Here is a 2,290-nt window from a genome sequence, read left to right as displayed (position 1 = left end):
TGGAGCCCCCCGACACCGCGCCCGCGCCCAACCTGTCCGGCGGCACGGTCACCCTGGAGCGCTACACCCCGGATCGCTCGGTCTGGCGCGTGGTCAACCACGGCCCGGCCCTGCTGGTGGTCACCAACAATCATGACCCCTACTGGCGGGTGACCGTCAACGGCGCCCCAGGGAGCATCATGCCCGTCGATCATGCCTTTCAGGGAATCGCCCTGGAGGCCGGAGAAAACCAGGTGGTTTTGGAGTATTGGCCGCCCTATCGGCGTTGAGATGGCGATCCGGACGGGGGCGGAATCCCCCCGCCCGGAGACGCAAAGGAACGGTGCTTACAGACCCGGACGATCTTCGGGGTCCATGTCCATGGAGTGCAGCAGCTTGGTGAGGGCATTGCCGTGACTGGCCTCTTCCTTGACCTGCTCCAGGCAGAAGGATTTGACCTCCAGGTCGATGGCCTCTTCCGCCAGCCTGGCGTAGGTCTTCATCGCCTTGTTTTCCAGATCGATGGCCAAACGCAGGACCGCCTTCGGGTCCCCCTGCTCGATGATCGCCATCTCCTCGGGCGGGATGGCCGGATCCACGGAGCTTTCCAGCTCCTTGAGGTAGGCGACCATGTCGAACCCGTGATTGCAGGGGGCCTTCTGCCCCTTCTCCACGAGGGTGCCGGCATGGCCGTCTTCCATGTTCGACAACTCCAGGAACAGCATCCGGGATGCGTCGTCCCTGGTCAGCTCGGCTGCCTTGGCAAAAAAGGCGGAGGCATGCACCTCATTGCGCAGGGCCTGTTTGAAGATATCGGTTGGTGTCTCCATGCATCACTCCTTAAACTGAGGGGAAAACCGTGTACCATCTTGGTCTGTCGATTCACAGTCACTCTTGCCTATTAAGGCACGAATCGGATATGAATTCAATGTCTCGTCGCGCGAGGAGGTACGAATGATCGTGGAAGGATTCACGGCCAGATTCTGGCGCAAGCTTGCCAATGGCAAAATCGTCTGCGAGGTCTGCCCGCGCCGGTGCGAACTGGCGGCAGGTCAGCGGGGGTTCTGCTTCGTGCGCGCCAGCGACGGAGAACGTTTGCTTTCCACGACTTACGGGCGTTCCAGCGGTTTTTGCGTCGATCCGATCGAAAAGAAACCCCTCCACCATTTTTATCCCGGCAGCGCAGTGCTCTCCTTCGGGACCGCCGGCTGCAATCTCGGGTGCAAATTCTGCCAGAACTGGGACATCAGCAAATCCCGGGAGATGGACCGGGTCGGTCAACTCGCCCCGCCGGAGGCGATCGCCCAGGCAGCGGTTCGCACCGGCTCCCTGAGCGTGGCCTATACCTACAACGACCCGGTGATCTTTCTGGAATACGCGGCGGATACGGCGCAAGCCTGCCGGGAAGCAGGGGTGCGGTCGGTGGCGGTGACCGCCGGCTACATGGAGCCGGAACCGGCGGCCTGGTTCTTTTCCCGGATGGACGCAGCCAACGTGGATCTGAAGGCTTTCCGCGACGATTTCTACCGCCATCTGACCGGGGGTAGGCTGCAACCGGTCAAGGAGTTGCTGGTCCATCTGGCCAGGGAGACCAGGGTGTGGCTGGAGTTGACCACCCTGCTGATTCCCGGCTGCAACGACTCGGAGGCGGAACTGCAGGACATGACCGCATGGGTGGTGGAGGCGCTGGGACCGGATGTGCCGCTGCATTTTTCCGCCTTTCACCCGGCCTGGAAGATGCTGGATCGCCCCCCCACGCCCACCGCCACGCTGTTGATGGCGCGCCGTATCGCCTTGGCCAACGGGGTGCGTCACGCCTACATCGGCAACGTGATCCATGCCCAGGCCGGGAGCACCTGGTGTCACGGCTGCCGCCGACTGCTGATCGAACGGCGGGGATACGAACTGGGGGAGTGGGCCGTGACGCCGGAAGGAAACTGCCGGCATTGCGGCGTGCCGCTGCCGGGACGCTTCGCGCCCCTCCCCGGCCAGTGGGGCGCCCGGCGGACACCGGTTCGCATGGAGACCTCATGAAGGCCTGGCGGGCATGGCTGCTTGTCGCCGCGCTGCTGGCCGGCTGCGATCTGCGACCGGAGATCCCCGGCGTGGAGCGGATCCGGGAACGGGGCGAACTGGTGGTGCTCACCCGCAACGCGCCGACCACCTATTACCTGGGTCGCAACCAGGACCCGGAAGGCTTCGAACACGACCTGGCGCTGGCGTTCGGGAATCACCTGGGGGTGCCGGTGCGATTTCGGCTCTATCACACCCGCAGCGACATCCTGGAGGCGATGCAACGCAACGAGGGGGA

At 63.9% G+C, this 2,290-nt stretch carries 4 protein-coding genes; 3 read left to right on the top strand and 1 reads right to left on the bottom strand.

What is annotated here, in order from left to right:
* The coding region (locus HQL56_19705; protein ID MBF0311743.1) for a YfhO family protein at positions 1-269 on the top strand (269 nt) is incomplete at its 5' end.
* Positions 270-326: 57 nt separating this feature from the next.
* On the opposite strand, the gene HQL56_19700 is transcribed toward HQL56_19705, so the two are convergent.
* Positions 327-809, bottom strand: coding sequence for a ferritin family protein (locus HQL56_19700; protein MBF0311742.1), 483 nt, complete (start codon positions 807-809; stop codon positions 327-329).
* Between the two features lie 124 nt (positions 810-933).
* Here HQL56_19700 and amrS point away from each other — a divergent pair, with 124 nt between their 5' ends.
* Both amrS and HQL56_19690 read left to right on the top strand, forming a co-directional pair.
* On the top strand, positions 934-2,013 hold the full coding sequence (gene amrS / locus HQL56_19695; protein MBF0311741.1) for an AmmeMemoRadiSam system radical SAM enzyme: 1,080 nt from the start codon (positions 934-936) through the stop codon (positions 2,011-2,013).
* Positions 2,010-2,290 (top strand): membrane-bound lytic murein transglycosylase MltF (locus tag HQL56_19690; protein ID MBF0311740.1); only part of this gene is annotated, 281 nt, incomplete at its 3' end. The genes amrS and HQL56_19690, both read left to right, overlap by 4 nt.

The organism is Magnetococcales bacterium, assembly GCA_015231925.1.
Classification (GTDB): Bacteria; Pseudomonadota; Magnetococcia; order Magnetococcales; family JADGAQ01; genus JADGAQ01.
This window is presented reverse-complemented; position numbering and strand designations above follow the sequence as displayed.

What these genes read in the sequence shown, in the direction of transcription:
- HQL56_19700 (MBF0311742.1), bottom strand. Translation starts at nt 809, where the DNA reads ATGGAGACACCAACCGATATCTTCAAACAGGCCCTGCGCAATGAGGTG.
- amrS (MBF0311741.1), top strand. Translation starts at nt 934, where the DNA reads ATGATCGTGGAAGGATTCACGGCCAGATTCTGGCGCAAGCTTGCCAAT.